Below are 19,219 nucleotides of genomic sequence, written 5' to 3'. Positions count from 1 at the left end.
TAGATCGTGGAAACAAATGAGACACGACCGTGGACCAAATGATCAAACGTGGATGCATCGTCCCACGGAATCAGTTCGCGGGGAGCAAGCGGGGTGGCGGAAAAACCTCCGGGTCCTGACCGGATTGCAGTGCCGACAAGCGATCTGAAACAACGGTGTGAAGCGTCGTCAAGTCAAGACCAAGTGCGACCGGCAACGAGGGTTGAAGACGACCGAGGCCTTCACCCAGAAGGATGGTGCATCCGCGCGTGTTGCCTCGCTCTAAATGCACGTGAGCGACAGCAATCTGAACAATGGCTTGGAGCAACTTTCGCTCCGGATCCATCTGTTCGTGCCACAACTCCTCAAAGGCATCATGCGCTTCGTACCAAGCCCCGGAGTTGAATAACTCCAAGGCTTGAGGGAAACGAGGGTCGTCAACCAGGCTCAACGCTTGGCCATTTTCTTAGCCGGCAGCTTGCGCAGACGGATGGATTCAGGAGTGACCTCGAGCATCTCGCCAGGGCCGATGTACTCCAGTGCTCGCTCGAGCGTCATCTGAACAGGAGCCTGAAGTGTGTCGAGTTCTTCCGCACCGGCGGAACGCATGTTGGTGAGCTGCTTGGTCTTGCAGACGTTGATTTCCAGATCCTGCGGGCGGTTGTATTCGCCGATGATCATGCCCTTGTAAACCTTGGTGCCGGGAGAGATGAAGAACTGACCGCGATCTTCGGCATTCTTCAGGGCATAGAACGTGGCCGTGCCTTCTTCGAAAGCGATCAGCACACCATTCCGACGGGTCTCAAATTCACCCAACATCGGACGGTATTCGAAAAAGGAATGGCTCATGATTCCTTCACCGCGCGTGGCGCGAATGAACTCGCCGCGGAAACCGATCAGCCCGCGTGAGGGCACAACGAATTCCAGCTGCGTCCGACCGTCCGCGCTTGTTTCCATGTTCTGCATCTCAGCTTTGCGGGTTCCAAGCTTTTCGATACAGCTGCCGACGGCCGCTTCCGGCACATCCATCACGAGCGTTTCAACGGGCTCACAAGGAGTGCCGTCAATGGTGCGGTAGATCACCTGAGGCTGGGACACCTGGAACTCGTAACCCTCACGACGCATGGTTTCGATGAGAATGCCGAGGTGAAGCTCCCCACGACCGCTCACAGCAAAGCGATCCGGCGAATCCGTGTCTTCCACACGCAGGGCCACGTTGGTGAGCAGCTCCCGTTGCAGGCGATCACGCACTTGGCGGCTGGTGACGAATTTGCCTTCCTTGCCTGCAAAAGGTGAGTCATTGACCACGAAGGTCATTTGCAGAGTGGGTTCGTCCACCTTGATCAGAGGCAGAGCCTTGGGCTCGTCCGGACAAGCAATGGTTTCGCCGATGTTGACATCGTCAAAGCCTGCGACAGCCACCAGATCACCTGCGGATGCCTGCTCAATTTCGACCCGCTGTAAACCCTCAAAACCGAGAAGTTTGCTGATTCGACCTTTTTTGACGCTGCCATCATCTTTGATCAATGAGGCGCTTTGCCCCTGCTTGATCACACCGTTGTGAACACGGCCGATGATGATCCGACCGAGGAAATCGGAATAATCAAGGGTGGTGATCTGAAGTTGCAGGGGCTTGTCTGCGTCGCCAACCGGGGGCGGAACATGGCGCAGAATCGCATCGAACAGCGGACGCATGTTGTCGCTGTCCGTCTTCATGTCGGGCTTGGCGAAACCACCCAGGCCACTGCCGAATAGGTAAGGGAAATCACACTGATCGTCGTCAGCGCCCAGCTCAAGGAAGAGATCCAAAACCTTGTCGACGGCAGTTTCAGGATCCACCCGCGCCCGGTCGATTTTGTTCACGAACACGATCGGGCGCAGGCCCTGCTCCAGGGCCTTCTTCAGCACGAAGCGGGTCTGGGGCATAGGCCCCTCATTGGCATCAACAATCAGCAGACAGCCATCCACCATGCCGAGCACACGCTCGACCTCACCACCGAAATCAGCGTGGCCAGGGGTGTCAACGATGTTGATCCGCGTGTCGTTGTAGGTGACAGCGGTGTTTTTGGACAGAATGGTGATTCCACGCTCACGCTCCAAATCGTTGGAGTCCATGACGCAAGTGGGCACCGCTTCGTTGTCACGAAAGATGCCTGATTGAGCCAGCAACGAGTCGACCAGGGTCGTCTTGCCATGGTCAACGTGGGCGATGATCGCGATGTTGCGAATCGCCTTTTGCTGGGCGCTCATGAGTGTCGGTAAAAAGGGGCGGGCAGTCTCTACGGCGCCAATTGGCGCAACGGATGCACCCTATCTCAACGTGAGATCGATCCGGTGCTGCGTGGACGGTCAATCTGAAGACTGCCGCGCGTGACACCAAGGCGATGCTCGATCTGTTCCTGGCGCCATACCGCCTCAGAAGGAATGCGACCTTGCAACGCCTCTCCGTAGAGACGAACCCGTCGACGGGTGGCATCAGCATCCTCATCAAGAAGATCAAGTCGGAAGTGACGCAATCCAGCCCCTTGCATCACAGGCAGGGCTTCAACGCCCGTCTGTGCTGTGCCGTTGAACAAGGTGTTGCGGCAGCCGAGATCGGCCTTGAGCGCATGATCCACCCCGCTGCGGTCGCGCAGGTGAACAGTGTGCTGTTCACACGGTCTGCCGCAGTCGGTGTGGTCATGCCCGTCGGACAGCAACGCGCAGAACAGGCAGTGTTCCATGTGAAACAGCGGCATGTGCTGATGCAGCACGACCTCCAAGCGATCGCAGGGTGAGGCATCGCTGAGATCAAGCAACTGCTGCAGGTTCAGATCGCAACTGACGGTGACGCGTTCCAGTCCCCAGTGCTCGAGAAACCAACGCAGCGCCAGGGGGTTCGCCACATTGAGGCTGAAATCACCCCGACATGGGGCAACTCCCTTCAAAAGCTCGAGCTGGTCAGCATTGCGGACCAGAAAGCCATCAGGAGAGGCCCGCAGCAGGGGTTCAAGGGTCCAACGTTCATCAGGACGCACCATCTTTGGCCCCGTCAGCCAAAGACCATCGGGCCAGCAGCCCCGGCCGATGGCCACCGCCTCACGCAATTCACGTGGTTGTTCCAAGTCAGCCACAACAGCGCGCAGCGGCACGGCCTTATCAAGGGTCTGCAGCGCCTTCAGTTGCTCCAGGCTGCGCACCATCACCACCAGGTCGGAAGTCTCCTGAGGCTCCGCATCCGGCACTCCGGGCAGGCAGGACGCCAAGACTGCATCCCGCCTGTCCGTCGAGAGTTCAGCCAGCGTGGTGGACGGCTGAACCGTCGGATCGGGCACGATGCCGACGTCCGCCATGCGTTGCAACAAAGATCGACGCAAGCGATTGAGCGCCGCCAGCGGCAGAAACAGGCCCGGATCCAGATCAACAGTGACCCGCTCGAGCCGCCATCCCGTGCCCCCCAAACGGCCGAGCTGAGTGTCAAGCCGTCTCTGATCCAATCCATGGTCCCGGGCCGGCTCAAGGCAGACATCGCTGCTGACCTGCAGAGGAACGCCATCCGGAGGTATCGGTGAGACCAGCTCCAGAGAAAGTGGTTCTCCACAACGCCCATGCACCTTCAGCGCAAGCGGGGTGTCGTTGGGTGATGTCTCACGGTCTGCGCGTCGCTGCCAGGTGGTCTCCCATTGCGGATCACTGGTAAGCCAAATGGATGCACCTGGCCGGAGACCATCCAGACGGATTCGGCCAGGACCCAGTCTCAGCCTCCAGCGATGACGTCCTGACGGCTGCACATCCATGATTCGTCCACCCACCTCCCGGGGCGGTTGAAAGGGACCATCGTCAGCAGCCGACACCTCCAGCACGAGACCCTGTCCGCGCTGCGGCTGGACATCGGTGTTCACCTCCAGCCAACCCCGCGCCTGAACAGCACTGAGGTGTCCGATCAACGGCCCGCGCTTTTTGCTCCAACGACCATGCACAAGAGCTGGATGGTCGATTCCCTCTAACCAGCCGGTGCTGAGACCCCGTGAGAAACCAAGTTCGAGCTGCTGTTCGGTCGCCTCAGGATCCACGACAGCGCCATCAAGGCAGCGCCGATATACATCGGTGACAGCCGCCACATACTTGGCGTCCTTGAGACGTCCCTCGATCTTGAAGCTGCTGATCCCGATCCGCACCAACTCTGGGACCAGCGACCAGGCCGCCAGATCCTGGGGTGAAAGCAGATAACGCTGATCATCAAGATCGCGTTCGATGCCATCAACCACCAGTTGATAAGGCAGACGACAGGCCTGTGCACACTCACCACGATTGGCACTGCGCTGTCCCAGGGATTCACTGGTGAGGCACTGACCGGAGTAAGCCACGCACAACGCACCATGCACAAACACCTCCAGAGGCATGGCGAGTTGGCGCTTCTGCAGCTGTCCCTGAAGTCGTTCCAGATCCTTGAGGGTCAGCTCTCTTGCCATCACCACCCGGTCGCAACCGGCAGCGGCGGCCTGAGCCACACCTGCAGCGCTGGTGATGGACATCTGGGTGGATGCATGCAGACCCAACTCAGGGACCAGTTGCTGCGCCAGCAGACAAAGCCCCAGGTCTTGAACGATGAGGGCATCCACGCCTGAACGCCATGCGTTGTCGAGCAGCTCAGCGGCGTCTTGCAGTTCGGCAGTGAAGATGAGCACGTTGAGGGTCAGAAACCCCTTCACACCCCTGGCATGAAGCCAGCGCATGATCTGCGGGAGTTCGTCCTGACGGAAGTTTTCGGCCCGCAGTCGTGCGTTGAACGCTTCAACCCCGAAATAGACCGCATCGGCACCCTCAGCCACAGCGGCTTTGAGGGCTGCCCAATCACCAGCGGGCGCAAGCAGTTCCGGGAGGATGCTCACGATCAACCCCCAATGGAAAGACGCCTGGCTGGTTCAAACAGGCGCAAGGCATCCGCAGAACCTTCAAAACGCCAGTGCCAAGGCTCGTAGCTCACCCCCTGGGGATTGACAGCAGGAAACGACAGCGTGAAGTGATAACTGGCGGCATGATCCTGAAGCCAGCGGAAGGCCCTGGTCTGCTCGAAGCTTTCGGACAGATTGGTTGCAGGATCGTCGCCGTCTCCAAGATCCACGGCATAACCGGTGCTGTGTTCGGAATATCCAGGGGGAGCCGAGACCTTGGCCCGTTCCATTGCGGTCTGATTGCGCTCAGACTTCACATCAAAAAAGATGCTTTTCTGAAGATCTTGGGAGCGATAACCGCTCAACAGCCTCAGATCAACACCGTCGGCGGACGCCGCACGTGTCATGGCTGAAAGCGATCGCGCTGCATCCCGGTGCAGTTCAATCCCTGCCTCCACTGGCACGAGCTGCTCGATGGTGGCCTCGTCGTAAGGGAAATGTCCGAGCAAGCGTCCATCCACTCCTGGTTGCTCATCGATGCCTTCCACAACAGGTGGCAACTGGCGGAAGGGAAGAAGATCGGGGATCAACAGCAGGGCTGCCACGGACGCTGAAGCCAGCAATCCGAAGCCGATCAGGATGCCCAGCCCCATCCCACTTCTTTTGCGAGGGCGGGACGATGGACTGCGGCGAGCAACAGGAATGTCGTCGCGGCTGTTGTCACGCTTCCTGCTGCGGGTGGCGACAGCCCTCGACACACCATCAATTCAATGTTGTTTCGATCGTAAGGCGGGGCGCCAGATCAGGCAGCAGAACCGCACTCAGCAGTGGTAGCTTTCAAATTAATGATCCAGCGGAGTGGGCTGAGATGCTGAGAGTTGCCGTCATCGGTGGAGGTCCGAGCGGATCTTGCGCAGCCGAAATTCTGGCCAAAGCTGGGATCAGCACCTGGTTGTTTGAGCGCAAGCTGGACAACGCCAAACCCTGTGGTGGCGCCATCCCCCTGTGCATGGTCGAGGAGTTCGAGCTTCCGGAATCCATCATCGACCGCAAAGTGCGGAACATGAAGATGATTTCCCCCTCCAATAAAGAGGTGGATATCAAACTTGATCCCCTGGGCTACGACAACGACGCCTACATCGGCATGTGTCGCCGCGAGGTGTTCGACGCCTTCTTGCGTAACCGTGCTGCAGACCTCGGCACCACCCTCATCAATGGTCTCGTTCAGAAGATCGACACCGGCACCAACCGTGAGGGTCCCTACACCCTTCATTACGCCGACTACAGCTCTGGCGGCCCCACCGGTGAGCTGAAGACCCTTGATGTGGATCTGATCATCGGAGCGGACGGGGCCAACTCCCGTGTTGCCAAGGCGATGGACGCTGGTGACTACAACGTGGCGATCGCCTTCCAGGAACGCATCAAGCTTCCTGCCGAAGAGATGACCTACTACGAAGATCTGGCTGAGATGTACGTCGGTACGGACGTCTCTCCCGATTTCTATGCCTGGGTCTTCCCCAAGTTCGACCACGTGGCCGTTGGCACCGGCACGATGCAGCAAAACCAGTCCCTGATCAAGGGCCTCCAGAAAGGAATCCGTGAACGGGCGCGTAAGCGTCTGTTCAAGGGCGAAGTGATCAAGGTCGAAGCCCACCCGATTCCAGAGCATCCCAGGCCCCGTCGTGTCGTCGGCCGCATGGCCCTCGTGGGTGATGCCGCCGGTTATGTGACCAAAAGCTCTGGAGAGGGCATTTACTTTGCTGCCAAGAGTGGCCGCATGTGTGCCGAAGCGATCGTTGAAATCTCAGCCAACGGCTCCAAGATTCCAACGGAGAAGGAGATCAAATCCACCTATTTGAAGCGCTGGGATCGCAAATACGGTGCCACTTACGCCGTTCTGGACATTCTCCAGAGGATTTTCTATCGCAACGACGCGGCTCGAGAAGCCTTCGTGGAAATGTGCGATGACCGTGATGTCCAGAAACTGACGTTCGACAGCTACCTCTACAAGCGGGTGGTGATGATGAATCCCTGGCAGCAGATCAAACTCACCCTGCGGACCCTGGGAAGCCTTCTGCGCGGTCAGGCCCTCGCACCGGCCGACTACGACGCTGTGCCCTCGGCCGTTGGCCGTTCGGACGGTGACTTCCTTGCAGAGGAAGCCGCTCAAGCGATCAAAGCGCAGGCGCAGAGTGGCGATTCATCCAACGACAATGACGCCACGGCCAGCAGTGAAGAGCGCTCCACGGTGACCACCAGCTGAATCCGCTTCCAGCAGCTCGCTGCGAAACCCCGGCTGACTTCGGTCCAGCCGGGGTTTTTGATTGGAGAACAAGGTCACTCTCAGCTTTGGTCAGGCCTGGATGTTGTCGAAACGCGCCAGCACCGATGCTTGATTCCTCAACACTCCCAGCAGATTCAGACGATTGCGACGCACAGACGCATCGTCCGCCATCACCATCACGCTTTTGTCACCATCGAAGAAGGCCTCGAGGGCGACGGCCGCAGCCTGAAGACCAGCGGCCAAACCGCTGTAATCACAGGCTTCAGCCAGGGGGCTGAGTGATTCGAGTTCAGCCAACAGACCCGCTTCGCTGGGGGAATCGAACAGACCGGCATCAATCACCTCAGCGGTCGTCAATTGCGTTGCGAGCAGATCACCTTTCTCTGCCAGACGCGAAGCACGCTGCACCACCGCCTGAACAGCCTGAAGTTGACCATCGGATCGCAGCTGCTGAAGCAGCAGCAGCCGCTCACGTGCATCAACAGGGTCCTGCAGCAAGCGCTCACTGGTGACGCCCTCCCCGCTGACGGCCTGCACCAAATCAATCGGGAAGCCATCCTCCTCAAACTGGGACACCATGCGCTGGCGCAACAGCTGGCCGAGATCCTCAGCAAGCGACGCCGCTTCAACCTTGAAAGCCGGGAAGAGTTCTGCCCAGTGGCTTGCAGCCTGACTGAACAAGGTCTGCAGCGGCAAACGCCAACTGCGATCCCAGAGAATCTGAACAATGCCGTTGCCAGCACGACGCAACGCGTAGGGATCCGACGATCCCGTCGGCCGCTGGCCCTTGGCAAAGATGCTGAGGAGCAGCTCAAAGCGCTCAGCCAGTGCCAGCAGGGCTCCGGCATCACTGGATGGCGGAGCTTCGCCAGCCCCTGCTGGTTGGTAGTGCTCCGCCACAGCAAGGGCCACCTCACGGGGCTCGCCTTCTTCCAGCAGGTACTTCCCACCCATCAGTCCCTGCAGTTCAGGAAATTCACCCACCATCTGGCTAACCAGATCGTGCTTGCAGAGATGAGCCGCACGCCGCGCATGGCCGGCAAGGGTCTCGTCGATGCCGAGTGCCTTCACCAGCTGATTCATCACCCAACTGATCCGCTCGCTGCGGTTCAGAAGACTGCCGAGGCCTTCGGCAAACGTGACACGATCCAGCGCCTGGCGACGGTCTTCGCTCGGCTGCCTGCGATCCACTGTGAGGAAAAACTCCGCATCGGCGAGACGGGCCCCCAGCACGCGCTGATTGCCACTCACGATCGTTGCGGAGGCATCCGGCAGCCCGTTGCTCACCAGCAGGTAGTCGGACAGCAGCACACTGCGCGCCTCAAGCTGCAACGGATCGGCGCTGGCCTGCGGGCGCTTGAGCGGCACATAGCGCTGGTGCGACTGCATCACGGTGACGATCACTTCTGGGGGGAGATCGAGATATTGGTCAGCGATTTCACCCTTGAGCACACGGGGCGATTCGACCAGATCCACCAGCTCCTCAAACAAGCCCTGAGGACAATCCGCTTCGCCGCCGCAGGCGACTGCTTGATCGGCGATCGCGGATCGGATGCTTTGGGCACGCTCCTGACGATCCACCACGACGCCCGCTGCTGCCAGCTGGGACCGCAAGTCATCCGCTGAACGAACCTCATCCAGTTCCTGATGCAGACGATGGCCACGACTGCGACGGCCACTGTGAACAACAGGATCAGAGGACGCCAGTGTGACGGGAACCACGGCATCACCCAGCAAGGCGACAAGCCAACGCACAGGGCGACTGAATCGCTGCTCACCGCTACCCCAGCGCATGAATCGCCGGCCCTGCAGCGCATCAATCCATTGGGGGATGCAGGACTGAAGCAGCGCGGAGCTGTCCTGACCAGGCGTGCAGACGCGTGCGAACAGACAAGGGCCCTTCGGCGTGTCACGGGGTTCAAGGTCCTGAGGATCGACCCCACAGCGTTTAGCGAAGCCGATGGCCGCAGGCCCTGGCTGGCCATCCACCAGTGCCTGGGAGACAGGGGGACCTTTGCGATCTTCCTCAAGATCCGGCTGTGCGTCGATCAGATCACTCACTTCCACCAGAAGACGGCGAGGCGTTCCCGTGACCGTCAGCGCACCGTGATCGAGCCGCAGCTCCTTCAGATCGGTGCGAACACGTCGCTCCAATTGCTGAAGAGCTGAGCGCACAAAATCTGCCGGGAGTTCCTCGGTACCGATCTCGAGCAGAAACGTGTTCGCCAAACCACGTGCCAATGCAGGTGGCGACTTTATTGGACGCCGCTTCGCTAGTTTCAAATAGAACGACAGCGCACGTGTGAGCCAAGGTGTGACAGCTACCTCCAATAAGCAGGCAGTTGCCCTCGACACGGCATTAGATGGTCCTGCCGATCGGACAGAGTCGATTGACACGGCCCTGTCAAAAGCAGAAAAACGCAAGCTCTACAGCGGCCATCTGCGCGAACCTCTGCTCACGGAACTTGGCAACGAAGAGATCCGCTTCAGTGAAGACGCCGTTCAACTGCTGAAGTTCCACGGCAGCTACCAGCAGAACCATCGCGAGCTGCGCAAAACCGACAAGGTTCGCTGCTGGCAGATGATGCTGCGGCTGCGGAACCCAGGTGGACGAATCCCTGCCGACCTGTTTGTTGCCCTGGATGATCTCTCCGATCGCTACGGCGACGGAACGCTTCGCGCCACCACGCGCCAGGCCTTCCAGATGCACGGCGTGCCCAAGGCAGATCTCAAAACGGTGATCGGCACGATCATCAGCAATTTGGGTTCAACACTGGCGGCCTGCGGAGACATCAACCGCAACGTGATGGCACCTCCGGCCCCGTTTGAGAAAGGTGCATACCCAGCGGCTCGCAAGCTCGCCGATGAAATTGCGGATCTGCTCAGCCCTGAAGCCGCAGAGGGGTCTTACCTCGACATGTGGATCGATGGCGACCACAGCTACAGGTTCCAACCCACTTCAGCCGTGCGCAAAGCGCGGTCCCGGCAAAGGGATGGTGGGGTGTATTCAGGCAGTGATGCCGAACCGCTCTACGGCGACACCTACCTACCGCGCAAATTCAAGGTGGCTGTCACCGTTCCTGGTGACAACTCAGTCGATCTACTGACCCAAGACATCGGTCTAGTCGCCTTTGCTGACCCCTCCGGTGCCTTGAAAGGCTGCAACGTCTATGTGGGTGGTGGCATGGGCCGAACCCACAACCAAGACGACACCTTTGCGCGAACCGCCGATGCCCTCGGCTACGTGAAAGCGGATGACATTTTTGATCTGCTGCAGTCGATCATGGCCTTGCAGCGTGATCACGGTGACCGTGAGGTGCGCAAGCACGCGCGGATGAAATACCTGCTCCACAACAAGGGGATCAGTTGGTTCCGCTCCACCCTCAAATCGACCTATTTCAAAGGTGAATTGAAGGGCCTTCGCCTGGAGGCGCGTCCCAAGCTGGAGGATTACTTGGGATGGCATCGTCAAAAGAAGGGCCTGTGGTTTGTGGGGCTCCCCCTGACCTGCGGACGGCTCGCAGGTGAGGTCAAATCCGGATTGCGCAAGCTTGTTCAGACCTATCAGCTGGAAGTGCGTCTGACCGCCAATCAGGATCTGTTGCTGTGCAACATCGGGGCGCCCCAGAAACCCGCCATCAAAGCTGCACTGGCAACCCTGGGATTTGAACTCCCAGGTGAACCTGCACCGCTGGCGCGGCATGCGATTGCATGTCCAGCACTGCCCACCTGCGGCTTGGCCATTACCGAAGCGGAACGGGCGCTTCCTTCTGTGCTTGACCGCCTGGATGCCCTGCTGCAACGTCTGGAGATCGACCAATCCTTGCTGGTGCGCATGACTGGCTGCCCGAATGGTTGTGCCCGTCCCTACATGGCCGAACTCGGCCTGGTGGGGAGTGGCGTCAATCAATACCAGTTGTGGCTTGGAGGCACACCGAACCTCCAGACACTGGCGCGTCCGTTCCTGCAGAAAATGCCCCTCGATCAGCTGGAATCAACCCTTGAACCGCTGCTGATCGATTGGAAACAGTGCGGAGTTCGTCGCAGTTTCGGAGCTCACGTCAACCGCTTGGGAGATCAATCGGTGCATCAGCTGCTGGGAACCGAGGCGTAGATCGCCCGTTTAGCTTTCACCGACCAGGCCCACAGCTGGTCTCCGTGACTGAAATGCCACCATTCGTTCGGGTGCCGGACAAAGCCTGCTGAACGCATCACGTCATGCAGCAGGCATCGCCTCCTATGCCAGAGAGCAGCATCACTCGATGAATCCTGCTCCGCTGCTGATGCATGAACATCCGGGATCGACTCCTCACCAATGGCATCAATCTCACCCCCCATCGGCAACACCGTCCCGGCGGTGTCAGCAAGGGTGAGATCCACTGCCGCACCTGTGCTGTGGGGGGGTGGCATCCCGGGATCACGACTTGGCGGTGCCCAAAATCGACTCACGTCAGACTGAGCCAGCGCCAGCGCTTCGGACTGGGCCGGATCGAGGGGGTCAATTTCCCGTTGCTGGCAAAGCTCTGCCACTGCATGCTGAACCATGTAGGCCTGCACCTGCACCGGTCTCCAGGCATCAAAGATGGCCAACTGCAGAGGTCCTGCAACGGGATCGTTTGCAAGCGACAGCTGATCCTGAGCCCTCTGCAATCGCTCCAGCACGCCGGATCGAAGCCTGTAGGGATCCGCACCCTCGCCATAGGGAGCTCCCACCCGCGCATAAGGATGCGGTTCCAGGCAAAGGAAATGAGTCTTGAGCGATGCCAGGGACTCACCGCAGTCTGCAATCACCACATCGTTCCAGGGACGACGCATCCGACAACTCACCAGAGCTCAAGAATCGTATGAGCGATGGGATGGAGTCTCAAGGGCCGCTCAATTGAGCTGTGCGGCAGCGGTCACACGACTGCGTTGTTCCTCTAGCAACCGCTTCAACACGGCATGGTCTTGAAGCTCTGGATCCTGCAAGAGAATGTCTGCGGCTTCCTCCCGCGCTTCTTCCAGCACGGATCCATCATCGGCAAGGCTGGCCAGAGCCAGATCAGGCAGACCCGATTGACGAGTGCCCAGCACCTGACCTGGACCGCGAAGACGGAGGTCCATTTCGGCAATCTCAAAGCCATCGGTGGATCGCACCAGGACCTCCAACCGCTGCCGCGCCAAGGGATTGCGACTGTCATTGATCAGCAGACAGTGAGACGCCGCAGCACCGCGTCCAACGCGACCACGCAGCTGGTGGAGCTGCGCAAGTCCAAAGCGATCGGCGTGATCGATCACCATCACACTGGCCTCCGGCACATCGACACCGACTTCCACAACCGTGGTGGAGACCAGCACCTGCGACTCTCCCGCGGCAAAACTGCGAATCACGGCCTGTTTGTCCGCACTGGCCAGCCGACCATGCAGCAGACCCACCTGAAGATCGGGGAACACCTCCTCCGCCAGCTGGCGATGCACCTCCACCGCCGATCGCAGATCCATCTTTTCTGAGTCTTCGACCAAAGGAAGCACGACATAGGCACGCTGGCCTTTGTTCACCTCGTCACGGATCAGCTGGTAAGCCTCGTCGCGGCTGGAACCAGAAAGCATCGCCGTCTTGATCGGCGTGCGGCCCGGCGGCAGTTCATCGATCTGGCTGACATCCAGATCGCCATGGAGTGATAACGCCAAGGTTCTGGGGATCGGCGTGGCAGTCATGGTGAGTAGATGAGGCTGCAAGCCCTTCCCCAACAATCGATTGCGCTGACGCACACCAAAGCGGTGTTGCTCATCAACCACGACAAGACCCAACCGCTCAAAACCAACGGGATCTTCCAGCAGCGCATGGGTCCCCACAAGGATCTTGCAGGCTCCTGATGCCACATCCGCCAGGATGCGGCGGCGTTGTTTCTGGGGGGTCGATCCGGTGAGCAGCTCCACCGTTACGTGCAACGGCGGCATCCAGGTGCACAGACTGCGGTAATGCTGTTCTGCCAGCACCTCCGTCGGGGCCATCATCGCCCCCTGCCATCCGGCCTGGATGGCCTTCAGCAGCGCTGCCACAGCAACGACGGTCTTGCCGCTGCCGACATCTCCCTGCACCAGACGGGCCATTGGCTCAGGCCGATCCAAATCCAGCTCAATCTCCGCGAGAACCCTTTGTTGCGCGCCCGTGAGCTCAAACGGCAACAGCTCCAGGAACTGCCCCATCAGGCCATCACGGTCCGAGGCACAGCGCAAGGAGGGCGCCGAGCGCTGTCGCAACGCCGCCCGTCGCTGCATCAACCCAAGCTGCAACAGCAGAAACTCATCAAACACAAGACGATGCCTGGCTCGCTGAAGCTGCTCCGATGATTCCGGCCGATGAATCGCCACCAGGGCCTTGTCGCGACTGAGGAGCTGTCGAGCCTGCCGGCGCTCTCGCGGAAGCGGTTCAGGCCAAAGACGCACCGCCGGGAGCACGCGCGACACCAGCGAGCGGAAACGATCCGCAGTCAATCCTTCGGTGAGCGGGTACACAGGCAATAAGCGACCGATCCGGCTGGAACGCAATGGAGACTGGGCACTTTCCATCACCTCGATGAGGGGGTCCTGAAAACTGAGCCCATAGGGTCCGTCCTTCACCAGTCCACTCACGGCAACCGTGGCGCCATTGGGGTATTGCCGGGTCTGGCCATGCAGGTAGGAGGGATTGCTGAAACGCTTACCAGCCAAGAAACGCGTCACCTTGATCCGTCCCGTCGGATCCTGAAGCTGCAATTCGATGATCGAGAGATTGGGATTGCGTGGACTGGTGAAGCCATGGCAACGACGGACGGTGGCCACGATCGTGGCCGTCTCACCTGGCACCAACGCCTCAATCCGACGCAACGCGGAATAGTCCACGTAATCGCGTGGATAGTGGAGCAGCAGATCGCGCACCAGCAGCAATCCGAGGCTGGCCAGACGCTCAGCCAACTTGGGGCCAATCCCACGGACCTGAGCCAATGGCGCATCCAGGGACGGTGATGACCCGCTGGGTCCTGAAGCTGTTGGCGATGGCTGCGCCACCTTCAACCGTGGCGGTGCCATCGGTGCGGAAGGCTCAAGTCGCTGACGTAGAGCATGCAACCACTGACGGGCCACCGTGACCTGACGACGCCGGGCTGCATCGTTGTGAGTGTGATAGTCAGCGAAACCCTCCGCCAAGACTCGCAGTCGCTCCGGCACATCCCCAGGCAAGGGGATGTCTGGCGGGGACGCCAGTTCCCGGGCCATGAAACTGTGGAAATGCTCCTTGCGGCCCTGTAGGTCAGCGAAACCGCGATCAGCCTCTAAGGAGAGCGCCTGCTGAAGCGGTCGGATCCACACCAAAAAACGTTCCAGAGCCTGGCGGTCCAGACCCGGTGCTACCTGGAAGGAGGCGTCTCCGGCTGGTTGGGCCACCAATGGGTTTGGACCTCCCGAACTCGCGCACGACGCTGCCAGTGTCGCTCTTTCAGAAGCCAACTGCCGAGTTCCCCGCGTTGAAAACGAAGACGAGCACGAATTCGCCGCAAGCCGTGATCATCGAATTCGAGATCAGCGGGTCTCACCAACACACAAAGCGTCTGCATTGACTGCTCCTCTGTCATCAACGTCAGAGGCAGGGTCAGCTTCAACAGGTTGGAGGGTGCCGATTGGGAAGGAAGCTGACCACTGATCACAGCGTCGAGCAGCTGAATGGGCAGAAGACTGCGATTGATCCCGGCACGCATCAGCTCCACATTGACGGCATGGGAGAGATTGCGCAGTCGACGGATCAAAGCGGCGTCCAAGCAATCCAACCAATGCAACAAACCACTCGCGGTCTCAGGCATCAGCTGATCATTGGTGTCCAGAGGGTCAACGGCATTGCTCTCCTGAGGATCAAGAGCAGGGCGTCGATCTGATTCAGCCTCTGTGGATTCCAGAGAATCCCCAGCCATCACAAACAGCGAACGCAACACATCCAGTTCGGACGGCTCCGATCCAGGATCCAACGACGATGACGCGGCAAGGTCCAGAGACTCTGAGTGAGAGGTCGGCTCCGATGGCATCAATGCAGGATCGACAGGCAGCAATCCCTCAATCAGATCAGGACGCTCAAGCGGAAGATCCAGACTTAATTCGACTCCCACCGATGCTGCGGGTGGTGTGGACGTCGCGTCATCCAATTCTGTAGCGTCCGCGCGCTCAGATCCGCGTTCTGTGAACGCCTGAAGCTGCTGCATGCGCAGACGTCGATCCTCCTTCTTGAGCCGAGCTGACAGCACCAGAAGTTGCTCGACCGTGATCAGTGAAGAGGACCGCTGCAGCAGCGCATCAATGCGCTTTTGGAACTGCAGCTGATGCTCATCCAACGCCTCTGTCTGGTCCGATGGAAGCGTACAAAGAAGATTTTGAATCGCAGTTTTCACTGCTGACGGAAGCAAGCTCCGCACCCGTTGAAGGTAAAGAGCTTGCTCCCGATAGAGGGTTGGTGCCAGGGATCGACAACGCTGACCCAGACGTGCCAACTGCACATCGGGGTCATGGCCCTGAGGACGTTCCGACACCGTGATCAAGATCAGGACTTGGTCATGGAAGCGACCTCTGCCGCGAAGTCGTTCTCCTCGACTTCGATGCCTTCACCAAGGGTGTAGCGGGTGAAACGACGCACTTTGACGTTCTCACCGATCTTGCCCGCAGTTTGCTTGACGAGCTCGGCAACGGTGAGTGAGCTGTCCTTAATGAAGGGCTGTTCCATTAGAGCCAATTCCTTGAGGCGCTTGTTGATTCGACCCTCAACGATCTTCTCTTTCATCTGCTCAGGCTTGCCTTCGAGATCGTCACGCCCCATCTCGATGGACTTCTCCCGTTCACGGATTTCAGAGGGGATCTCGGCGGTCGTCACGTACTCAACTCCAGGACAAGCAGCCACCTGCATCGCGACGTCGCGAAGCAATTCCTGGAACATGTCGCCACGAGCCACGAAATCTGTTTCGCAGTTGACTTCAACCAGAACACCAACTCGGGCACCGGTGTGGATGTAACTACCGATGGCACCTTCTGCAGCGGTACGACCGGACTTTTTCTCTGCACTGGCGATGCCCTTCTGACGCAGCCATTCGATGGCTTTTTCGGCATCACCTTCGGTGGCTGCAAGGGCTTTCTTGCAGTCCATCATTCCAGCGCCGGTCTTGTCGCGGAGTTCCTTGACGAGCTTGGCGGATACGGCAACAGCCATCGGATGAACGGGTGAAGAGTGGGGGGAATAAGAAGAGCCGCCTTCCCGCATCGGCAGGAGGGCGGCATGGATCTAGAGGTGGTTTGACTCAGCCTTGGCCGTCGTCACCACGCTGCTCATTGGAGCCGTGACGACCCTCGTTGATGGCATCTGCCAGACGGCTCAGCACCAGCTGCACAGAGCGAACGGCATCGTCGTTGCAGGGGATGGGCACCTCACAGAGGTCGGGATCGCAGTTGGTATCCAGCATGGAAACCAAAGGAATATCGAGCTTGCGCGCCTCAAGCACAGCGTTGGTTTCACGACGTTGGTCCACAAGAACCACCACATCGGGAAGACGGCGCATGTTCTTCAGACCGCCGAGGTATTTCTGCAGACGATCGAGCTCGCGGCGAAGCACCGCACCTTCTTTCTTCGGGCGCATGGCAATAGCGCCACTGGACTCCATGCGCTCCAGATCCTTCAGACGATCGATCCTGGCCTTCATGGTGGTCCAGTTGGTGAGCATTCCGCCCAGCCAGCGCTGGTTCACGTAGGAAGCACCGCAACGGGCTGCTTCATGGGCCACCACTTCGGAAGCCTGCTTCTTGGTACCAACGAAGAGGAAACGCTTGCCACTGCGGGCTGCAGAACGCGTCCACTTGTAGGCGTTGTTCATGCAGACAGCAGTCTGCACGAGGTCAATGATGTGCACCCCATTGCGCGCGCAGTAGATGTAGCGCGACATCTTGGGGTTCCAGCGACGGGTCTGGTGTCCGAAGTGGGCACCAGCCTCCATCATCTCGGAGAGAGTGACGACAGCCATGGTTGTTGTTGGGTTTCGGGTTCGCCTCCACCTGTCAGGGATGGTGTGATGAACAGGAGTTCAGGTCACATCCAGCACCCGAAACAGACAGGTGTGCGGTTTGAAAGGACCTTGTGAACTTAACAAAGCGCCGTTCAGCGCAGGCCCTGAACACGAGCCTCTCGGTAGAGCGCTTCCACGCCGATCCGATTGAGAGGCAAGCGCAGCAGTTCGAGGGCCAGGGAGGGTTGACCGCGACGGACCAGCCAAGCGAGCAACGGCCGAAGACTGCGTTCGTTGAGAAGTCCACCCAGGGTGAGCAGTCCCCAGAGCAAACGGTGCATCCAAGTGAACTGAATGATCATGCGCACGCGCCGACTGGGGTGCTTCCTGTAAAAAACCAATCCCATTCGGGCTCGCTCCCCTTCAACCCTGATCAGATCAGGAATCTGCTCAAGCCGGAAGGCAGGATGCCAGTGGTAGCCGACGGCTTCGGGGCAGCGAATCAGCTCAACCCCCATCTGACGCAGCCGCTCCCCAAGCTCAAGGTCTTCCCAGCCATAGAGCCTGAAGCCTTGATCAAACAGACCGGATTGTTCCAACACGGCACGGTCGATCGCGACATTTCCCGTCGCGAAATAGGCCCATGACAGATCGCGCAGTTTGTGACGCTCACCTGTGGGGTGGTCGAAATCTGCCGTGTTGATGACAGCTCCATAGGTGAAGCAGAGACGGGAGCCGGACCTGGCCCATTGCTTGGACAGCGCCCTGGCATGACAGCCAAGAAACGTAGGCGTGACCACAAGGTCACTGTCAATGAAGACGATGACGTCACCCCGGGCGTTAGCAACGCCGCGGTTGCGGCCCTCGGCAGGTCCACCATGGATCTGCTCGAACAATCGCACCCTGGGGAACCGATCGGCATTGGATCGCAGCCAATCGGGTGTGCCGTCAGTGGAGCCATCGTCGACCACCACCACTTCGTACTCATCAAGTTCGCCGCAGGCGTCCTGAAGCTCAAGAGCGCTCAGGCACTTCTCCAGGATGGCGCGTCGGTTGTAGGTGGGAATGACGACGCTGATGAACATCCGCGCTGGACAAAACCGAAGGTGATCAGCCTAAAGGCATGAAAAAAGGGGCCCGAAGGCCCCAAGAAGACAGATGTGACCGCAATCAGTCAGCAGCACCACCGTTGTTGGCAGTGCCAGTCACGCCATTACCGGCACCTTCGCCGCGGCCGTCATTGCGCATCTTGCGCTTCTTGAACTTGCGCGCATAGGCGCGGTTGCGCTCCTGCTTTTCCTTCTTGAGGTTTCTGCGCTTGGCCATGCGGAACTTGAGGGTTCAGTTGAACTTTGTCCAACTTACTCAATAGCCTGGATGAGTCGACCGTCCTCCATTTTCACCAGCCTGTCTGCCACATCGAGAATTCGCGGATCGTGGGTGACCATCAGCACAGAACAGGATTGATCTCGGGCCAGACGTTTCAGCAGTTCCACCACTTCACGACCCGTGGTGCTGTCGAGTGCTGCGGTGGGTTCATCCGCGAGAAGCAAGCGAGGACGGGCTGCCAACGCACGGGCAATGGCCACACGTTGCTTCTGTCCGCCGGAAAGATCCTGGGGCAGCTTGTTGAGATGGTCTTCTAGACCCACAGCCCTCAGCCACTCTCTGGCTTGATCACGACGTCCCCGGTAGCTGAAACCTTCCAGGAGATCAGCACCCATTTGAACGTTCTGCTCCGCCGTCAGGCAGCGCAACAGATTGTGGCCCTGAAAAATCATCCCAATGCTGCGACGCAGCTGCTGCCGCTGACGGCGACCAGCCCCATGCAGCTGCTGACCAAACACACGTACGTCACCATGCTGCACTTGTCGGAGGGCACCGATCAAGGTCAGAAGAGTGGTTTTGCCGCAACCGGACGGACCGGTCAGGAGCACCACCTCACCCGGGGCAATCTGAAGATCAACCGACTGGAGAACCTGACGTCGGGTGGATCCACGGCCATACCAATGACATAGATCAGTGATATTCACCGTGCTGGCCACTTGGGCCCCTGGCGATCTAGCTGCATTGGAGAGAACTGTCATCGC

The 19,219-nt window shown here is 59.2% G+C and carries 15 protein-coding genes; 2 read left to right on the top strand and 13 right to left on the bottom strand.

All coding sequences use genetic code 11. The features are described 5' to 3' along the window. Positions 1 to 70: 70 nt before the first annotated feature. From SynNOUM97013_RS06000 to SynNOUM97013_RS05985, 4 genes are all read right to left on the bottom strand, one after another. Positions 71 to 394 (bottom strand): DUF309 domain-containing protein, encoded by a 324-nt coding sequence (locus SynNOUM97013_RS06000; protein WP_370586454.1) that lies wholly within the window; start codon positions 392 to 394, stop codon positions 71 to 73. 32 nt (positions 395 to 426) lie between these two features. Beyond that, on the bottom strand, positions 427 to 2,229 hold the full coding sequence (typA, locus tag SynNOUM97013_RS05995; protein WP_186481203.1) for a translational GTPase TypA: 1,803 nt from the start codon (positions 2,227 to 2,229) through the stop codon (positions 427 to 429). A 65-nt stretch (positions 2,230 to 2,294) separates the two neighbouring features. Next, positions 2,295 to 4,850: a U32 family peptidase gene (locus tag SynNOUM97013_RS05990; protein WP_255443028.1), complete on the bottom strand. Its 2,556-nt coding sequence runs from the start codon at positions 4,848 to 4,850 to the stop codon at positions 2,295 to 2,297. 2 nt (positions 4,851 to 4,852) lie between these two features. Then, on the bottom strand, positions 4,853 to 5,611 hold the full coding sequence (locus SynNOUM97013_RS05985; RefSeq protein ID WP_186481201.1) for a D-alanyl-D-alanine carboxypeptidase family protein: 759 nt from the start codon (positions 5,609 to 5,611) through the stop codon (positions 4,853 to 4,855). Between the two features lie 110 nt (positions 5,612 to 5,721). Between SynNOUM97013_RS05985 and chlP the strand changes: the two genes are divergently transcribed. Continuing rightward, a complete protein-coding gene (gene chlP / locus SynNOUM97013_RS05980) occupies positions 5,722 to 7,116 on the top strand; it encodes a geranylgeranyl reductase (protein ID WP_186481200.1) in 1,395 nt (464 codons plus the stop codon). A gap of 90 nt (positions 7,117 to 7,206) precedes the next feature. On the opposite strand, the gene glyS is transcribed toward chlP, so the two are convergent. Continuing rightward, the gene (glyS, locus tag SynNOUM97013_RS05975) at positions 7,207 to 9,366 is read right to left on the bottom strand and encodes a glycine--tRNA ligase subunit beta (protein ID WP_186481199.1); all 2,160 of its coding nucleotides are present in this window, start codon (positions 9,364 to 9,366) and stop codon (positions 7,207 to 7,209) included. A gap of 160 nt (positions 9,367 to 9,526) precedes the next feature. On the opposite strand from glyS, the gene SynNOUM97013_RS05970 reads away from it, so the two are divergent. After that, a complete protein-coding gene (locus tag SynNOUM97013_RS05970) occupies positions 9,527 to 11,251 on the top strand; it encodes an NADPH-dependent assimilatory sulfite reductase hemoprotein subunit (RefSeq protein ID WP_186481466.1) in 1,725 nt (574 codons plus the stop codon). Here the strand turns inward: SynNOUM97013_RS05970 and SynNOUM97013_RS05965 are convergent. The 8 genes from SynNOUM97013_RS05965 to SynNOUM97013_RS05930 form a co-directional block, all read right to left on the bottom strand. Continuing rightward, positions 11,227 to 11,952, bottom strand: coding sequence for a M15 family metallopeptidase (locus SynNOUM97013_RS05965; RefSeq protein WP_186481198.1), 726 nt, complete (start codon positions 11,950 to 11,952; stop codon positions 11,227 to 11,229). The genes SynNOUM97013_RS05970 and SynNOUM97013_RS05965 overlap by 25 nt on opposite strands. A gap of 60 nt (positions 11,953 to 12,012) precedes the next feature. Next, positions 12,013 to 14,544 carry an ATP-dependent DNA helicase RecG gene (recG, locus tag SynNOUM97013_RS05960; RefSeq protein WP_186481197.1) on the bottom strand — a complete coding sequence of 844 codons (2,532 nt, stop codon included), beginning with the start codon at positions 14,542 to 14,544 and terminating at the stop codon, positions 12,013 to 12,015. Beyond that, positions 14,505 to 15,671: a hypothetical protein gene (locus SynNOUM97013_RS05955; protein ID WP_255443027.1), complete on the bottom strand. Its 1,167-nt coding sequence runs from the start codon at positions 15,669 to 15,671 to the stop codon at positions 14,505 to 14,507. The genes recG and SynNOUM97013_RS05955 overlap by 40 nt, the downstream gene beginning before the upstream one ends. An 11-nt stretch (positions 15,672 to 15,682) precedes the next feature. Next, the gene (gene tsf, locus SynNOUM97013_RS05950) at positions 15,683 to 16,342 is read right to left on the bottom strand and encodes a translation elongation factor Ts (RefSeq protein WP_186481196.1); all 660 of its coding nucleotides are present in this window, start codon (positions 16,340 to 16,342) and stop codon (positions 15,683 to 15,685) included. A gap of 88 nt (positions 16,343 to 16,430) precedes the next feature. Beyond that, positions 16,431 to 17,147 (bottom strand): 30S ribosomal protein S2, encoded by a 717-nt coding sequence (rpsB, locus tag SynNOUM97013_RS05945; RefSeq protein WP_186481195.1) that lies wholly within the window; start codon positions 17,145 to 17,147, stop codon positions 16,431 to 16,433. A gap of 134 nt (positions 17,148 to 17,281) precedes the next feature. Further along, on the bottom strand, positions 17,282 to 18,214 hold the full coding sequence (locus tag SynNOUM97013_RS05940) for a glycosyltransferase family 2 protein (protein WP_186481194.1): 933 nt from the start codon (positions 18,212 to 18,214) through the stop codon (positions 17,282 to 17,284). An 85-nt stretch (positions 18,215 to 18,299) separates the two neighbouring features. Further along, the gene (locus SynNOUM97013_RS05935) at positions 18,300 to 18,455 is read right to left on the bottom strand and encodes a hypothetical protein (protein WP_006850288.1); all 156 of its coding nucleotides are present in this window, start codon (positions 18,453 to 18,455) and stop codon (positions 18,300 to 18,302) included. A 35-nt stretch (positions 18,456 to 18,490) separates the two neighbouring features. Next, entirely contained in the window at positions 18,491 to 19,216 is a 726-nt protein-coding gene (locus tag SynNOUM97013_RS05930; protein WP_186481193.1) for a DevA family ABC transporter ATP-binding protein, read from the bottom strand. Positions 19,217 to 19,219: the final 3 nt, after the last annotated feature.

Origin of the sequence: Synechococcus sp. NOUM97013 (assembly GCF_014279815.1) — a bacterium.
Taxonomy (GTDB): Bacteria; Cyanobacteriota; Cyanobacteriia; order PCC-6307; family Cyanobiaceae; genus Synechococcus_C.
Note: the sequence above shows the minus strand (reverse complement) of the source record. Positions and strands in the feature narration are given on the sequence as shown.